The 5478-nt window shown below is 42.7% G+C and carries 3 protein-coding genes; 2 read left to right on the top strand and 1 reads right to left on the bottom strand.

Translation table 11 applies throughout. The annotated features are described in order from the left end of the window. Positions 1–397 precede the first annotated feature (397 nt). Entirely contained in the window at positions 398–1063 is a 666-nt protein-coding gene (locus V7K67_RS09685; protein WP_334732253.1) for an AAA family ATPase, read from the bottom strand. Between the two features lie 215 nt (positions 1064–1278). Between V7K67_RS09685 and V7K67_RS09680 the strand changes: the two genes are divergently transcribed. Together V7K67_RS09680 and V7K67_RS09675 are read left to right on the top strand one after the other, a co-directional pair. After that, positions 1279–3189 (top strand): GTPase family protein, encoded by a 1911-nt coding sequence (locus V7K67_RS09680; protein ID WP_335166297.1) that lies wholly within the window; start codon positions 1279–1281, stop codon positions 3187–3189. A 374-nt stretch (positions 3190–3563) separates the two neighbouring features. After that, positions 3564–5225: a hybrid sensor histidine kinase/response regulator gene (locus tag V7K67_RS09675; RefSeq protein WP_335166295.1), complete on the top strand. Its 1662-nt coding sequence runs from the start codon at positions 3564–3566 to the stop codon at positions 5223–5225. Positions 5226–5478 lie beyond the last annotated feature (253 nt).

The following is a 5478-nucleotide window of genomic DNA, read 5'->3' as shown; positions in this document are numbered from 1 at the left end:
TATAGCCCTCCTAATTTTCTTCTTGGAGGGCATTTTATTGCTTAACACACCCATTGCGATCGCCCTTGACTAGTAACTAGCAACTTGGGTTAGTACAACACGGCGTAAATAAACCACCCATTTAAAATAGCCAGGAAGCTTACAAAATCAGGGTAAGCGCATCTCAAACCCTATTGACACGGTAGTTTTGGGGTTCAACCAAAGCACAAATAAGTTCAAAATTACTACACTGAGCCAAGGGGTGGGATTGACATTTTCGTATTTATGTGGCTGAAAATATAAAAAGCTATTTGACCCATGTTTTTTCAATCATTTACGACAAATCGTCCTATTTTGAACGACAAATTGATATTTAGATAGAGTTTAAAGCTTTTTGTCTGTATCAAGGGCTACAAAATTAGATGCGCTTACCCTGGTTTAGAAAGGACTCAACTATATTTACTTTTAATTTCACTAATGTACTAATAAATAACTCATTTTCTCTAATATTATCCTGAAGTTGATTATGTGCTCCAGCAAAATCATCACCAGTTTTCCATATAAATTTTTTGTTACTTTCATCCCATTGACGATGAAATAAACGACGAGTTCGTTTAGTTGTGTTTAAAGCATAGTCTAAGTTTTCTGAGATGATATTATTTTTATTAATTACTAGTGAATAAGTGTAGATATTATTATCGAATAAAGCTCTTAATTCAAATCTTGTAGGTTTTTGCTCAGAGATACTATCTAATTTAAAAGGGTCTAGTTTTACATATTTCAATAATTTCTGGAATGTGACTGCTTGCTGTGTGCCATAAGCTATTATGAGCAATAAATAATCGAGAGCTTGGATAACATTACTTTTACCTGATGCATTAGCTCCGAAAATTGCCAGAACAGGTAAAAGCTCAATGTCCCACCCTTCAACATGATATCCAGGTGCAATTTCATGATCTGACTTTACCCGTTTGTGTTTGCTGCTTTGGCTTGTCTGACGATCGCTTTGTTTTTGAGCAACCGCACTTAGGGTTACAGGTTCTTTAATTGAGCGGTAGTTTTCGACTGTAAAATCTACAAGCATAATTTAACGCCCATAAGTCAGTTTTTTGTGATTTATTCACGTAAATCTTATCTTAAAGGTAGTCAAATCTCCACTCTTACCACAACACATCAGATGAACTAGCAGCCAACGTGAGCTATTATTACACTTTAATACACGCAGTAATCCAAAACTCATCACCAGATTTAGATCGACAATAGCAATATAAGCAGTCTAACCAAAGCAGGTATGGGGCAATGGTGCGATTAAAACCGTGGCAGTGGGTTGTATTAGCAATCCCGATCGCGTTTATCATCATTTTTTTACTGGTATCCGCCGGTTCGCAAATTCATGCGTGGGGCATTAATTGGATTTGGGGTGTGTTTACCCTTTTATTCGTGGGTTGGCGTTGGCTGCTAGTCAAATGGACTCAACCAGCTGTTAACCAAATAGAAGCTGTATTAACTCAAGTCCGTGAAGAACTGGAATTGACCGCAGAAGATACAGTACAACCGGTAGGAAGTAATACTACAAAGCTTGCAGAAACCGCACTCCAAGAAATTCTGCAAACAGCACAAAGCGATCGCCCCATTTGGGAAGACTGGCAAACTTTTTGGACGCGCTGCCAAGATTTAGTCGTGGCGATCGCTCATATTTACAATCCTCAAATTCAATATCCTCTACTGAATATTTACGTCCCCCAAGCTTACGGGTTGATTCGCGGAACGGTGGATGATATGGATCAGTGGATGCAAAAGTTATCCCCTATCCTCAATCAGGTAACAGTGGGACAAGCATACCAAGGATACGAAGTCTACCGAAAGTTGGAACCATCGGCCCGAAAATTCTGGCGTGTTTGGAATTGGGCACAGTGGGTTTTAAATCCGGTGGCGGCGGTGGCAAAACAAGCTAGCCAGGGTTCCAGTAACCAAGCAACTCAGCAATTGTTGGGGAATTTGAGCCAGTTATTCCGAGAAGCTGCCCTGAGAAACTTATGTCGGCAGGCGATCGCACTTTACGGACGCAGCCCAGTTTCAGCAACCGTAGTTTCCACACCAACTTTACCCCAGGCAAAAACCCAAACACTCCGAGAAATCTTAACTCAAGCTGAACCAGCCGAGGTGGTTGAGCAAAAACCCGTTAATATTCTGCTGGTAGGGCGCACAGGATCGGGAAAAAGTAGCCTGATTAACACGCTATTCCAGGCGGATCTCGCAGCTGTTGATGTTTTACCCAGTACCGATCGCATTCAAAATTATCAATGGCAGGCTCAAGGTGGGGAAACCCTAACGCTTTGGGACACACCTGGTTATGAACAAGTCAACCGTGCCGATCTCCGAAATTTGGTGCTTGATTATGCCATCAACGCAGATTTGCTGCTATTAGCTACTCCTGCCCTCGATCCTGCCCTGCAAATGGATGTGGACTTTTTGCAAGATATCAAAGCAGAAGTTGCAGATTTACCTGTGATCGCGATCATTACTCAGGTAGATCGGCTGCGTCCCATCCGCGAATGGCAACCGCCTTATGATTGGGAATGGGGCGATCGCGCCAAAGAAATTGCCATTCGCGAAGCCACTGAGTATCGTGCCAAACTGCTGGGAAACTTCTGTAATCTCGTTCTACCCGTAGTTACAGGTGACAGCAAAACAAATCGAGTTCCTTGGGGAGTGGAGGCGCTATCGTTGGGATTAGTCGATGCGATCGCACCTACAAAACAACTCCGTCTCGCCCGCTTTTTGCGTAACCTAGAAGCCCGGATCGTCGCTGCTGCCAAAATCATCGACCACTACACCTTCCAAATGACGACAACACAGGGATTAACGGCTTTGCTCAAAAGTCCCGTCCTCCAGTTTGTTTCTACGCTCTCAACCGGATCTCCAGCTTTAGCATATATGTTGGCAGAGCAAATTCCCGTGGAACAGTTGCCGATTGTGATTGGCAAACTTCAAATGGCTTATGACCTTTTCTCGCTCTTGAATACAGGCAACTCCAACTCGCTCAACTTTGAATTGCTATCCCTTTGGCCGCTACTGCTGGAAAACTCCGCTGCACCCGATCGCAACGCCTGGGCATTTGGTCACGCCCTAGTAGTGTACTGGACTCAAAATTTAACGGTTGAACAACTCCGGGAGCGATTTGAGTATTATTTGGTGATCGCTAAATAACGAGTTGACTAAGGAATGTGGATTAAATAAGATGCAAAACTTCATCCTGTCTCACGATCCCTCTCCAATATATCGGAGAGGGATTGAGGGTGAGGTAAACCAGGGACATAAATTGTATTTTATTTAATTCTTATTCCTAACTACGTAACCGCAGTACATCAAACATCAGAGATTGCATGAGAACACACAAAGTTTTTCCAAATATTCACTGATTTACTTAAAATATTTATACTACAATTAGGAGAAAAAAATGCGTTAAAAGATTGTACTCTCAATATCTAAAGTTAAGATTACGATTAAGAGTAAGTATCTGCTGAAACCTACCCGCTTTACCTGAGTTTTTATACAGACATCCCTTTTGTTCGGAGTCTTTTATGAAAAATATATTACAAACCTCCATCTCTCAAGAACAGAATTCACATCAAAGCTATAACATTTCGTCTTACAACAGGCTGCTTTCGGTCGTGAAGGATTTGGCTTGTGTGCGGACTATTGAGGAAATTATTGAGATTGTGCGTTTAGCGGCTCGCGATCTCACAAATGCGGATGGAGTCACTTTTGTACTGCGGGATGGTGAATGTTGCCACTATGTCGATGAAAACGCTATTGGGCCACTTTGGAAAGGTATGCGTTTTCCCCTCAAGTCTTGCATCTCCGGTTGGGCAATGCTCAATAAACAAGCAGCCGTAATTGAGGACATTTACCAAGATGCGCGAATTCCTATTGATGCGTACAAAGTGACTTTTGTCAAGAGTTTAGTGATGGTTCCGATCAGGGTTTCTGAACCATTGGGTGCAATCGGAGCCTACTGGAGTACACGACACCTAGCCACACCCGAAGAAATCGGACTCCTTGAGATTTTGACAGATACTACAGCAGTTGCGATCGCCAACGTGCAACTTTTCCAGAAACTTACGAACCAAAACGCCCTGAAAGACAAATTTATTGCGATGCTGGCTCACGAGTTGAGGAATCCTGTTGCCCCCATCTCCAACGGCGTTCAGCTACTCAAGTTAAAGCTGGGTGAGACTGGTGCAGTCGGGGAAACAGTTTTAATGATGCAGCACCAGATTAAGCACCTCTCAAAATTGATCGATGAGTTACTTGACGTATCGTCTATCACTTATGGGAAGATTTCATTAAACCTTGAGAAAGTTAATCTGGTGGAATTGGTTCGCCAAAGTCTCAATGACCATGCACAAGCAATCAAGAGATGGAATCTTAACGTAGTTCAAGACCTGCCAAACACGCCCGTGTGGGCTTATGTTGATTCCACTCGCTTCTTCCAAATCTTTGGGAACCTTCTTGATAACGCCTTAAAATTCTCAAAGCCAGATGGGACGATCTGGGTTGATTTCTCAGTTATTCCAAGTGAGAATGGCTCAGGTAGTGTGGCGGCCTTATCCGTAAGAGATACAGGCATAGGAATAGACCCGACAATATTATCAGAACTTTTCGAGCCATTCACCCAGAGCGATCGCAGCTTAGACCGTTCAAGGGGCGGGCTAGGTTTGGGACTTTCGGTAGTAAAAAGTCTTGTAGAACTTCATGGTGGTAATGTTGAAGCCTCAAGTAGAGGGATTAATCTGGGAGCAGAATTCAAAGTTACTCTTCCTATATGCGAAGAGATTACAGCCTTGGACAACAACCTGGAGATTACAGAGGCGACTAAAAAATCGTTGAAGATTTTAGTCATCGAAGATAATGAGGATTCAGCCTTATCATTACAAGCAGTACTTGAGCATTTTGGGCATGAAGTTTCCATTGCCAAGAATGGAATTTTAGGGGTAGAAATTGCCAGGAAGCTTGAGCCTCATGTGATTATTTGTGACATCGGACTTCCTGAAATGGATGGATTCGCCGTTGCACAGGAACTAAGTAAAGACTCCAAATTTAATCGCTCAATTCTGATTGCACTCACCGGCTACGGTAGTCAGGAGGATCGGCAACTTGCGCTTCAGGCTGGTTTCAAATGCCACTTAACCAAGCCTGTAGACTTTGAAATACTGACAGCAGAAATTGATCGTTCCTGTTAGAATTATTGTAGCACTGAAAAGACTACAATGAGCAGAGAAAAAATATTGAGAGTTAGGTTGTCTCAAGAAGAATGGGCAAGGTTAGAACTGTATGCAAATTCTAGGGAGTATACAATCTCCGAGGTAATTCGAGACTAGATTAATAAATCCGGCAGCATTTACCAAGTTATCCGTGCCGGGAAAGCCCCTAAATTCTATTTATGGGGGCTAGGCACGGGCGAATTTATTCGCAGTGATATGTCTCTTGTGATAT

Origin of the sequence: Nostoc sp. (genome assembly GCF_036917155.1) — a bacterium.
GTDB lineage: Bacteria > Cyanobacteriota > Cyanobacteriia > Cyanobacteriales > Nostocaceae > Nostoc.
The sequence above is the reverse complement of the archived record's forward strand: the minus strand, read 5'-3'. Positions and strand labels throughout refer to the sequence as shown.

Coding starts and splice junctions, on each gene's coding strand:
- V7K67_RS09680 (WP_335166297.1), top strand. CDS start 1,279: ATGGTGCGATTAAAACCGTGGCAGTGGGTTGTATTAGCAATCCCGATC.
- V7K67_RS09685 (WP_334732253.1), bottom strand. CDS start 1,063: ATGCTTGTAGATTTTACAGTCGAAAACTACCGCTCAATTAAAGAACCT.
- V7K67_RS09675 (WP_335166295.1), top strand. CDS start 3,564: ATGAAAAATATATTACAAACCTCCATCTCTCAAGAACAGAATTCACAT.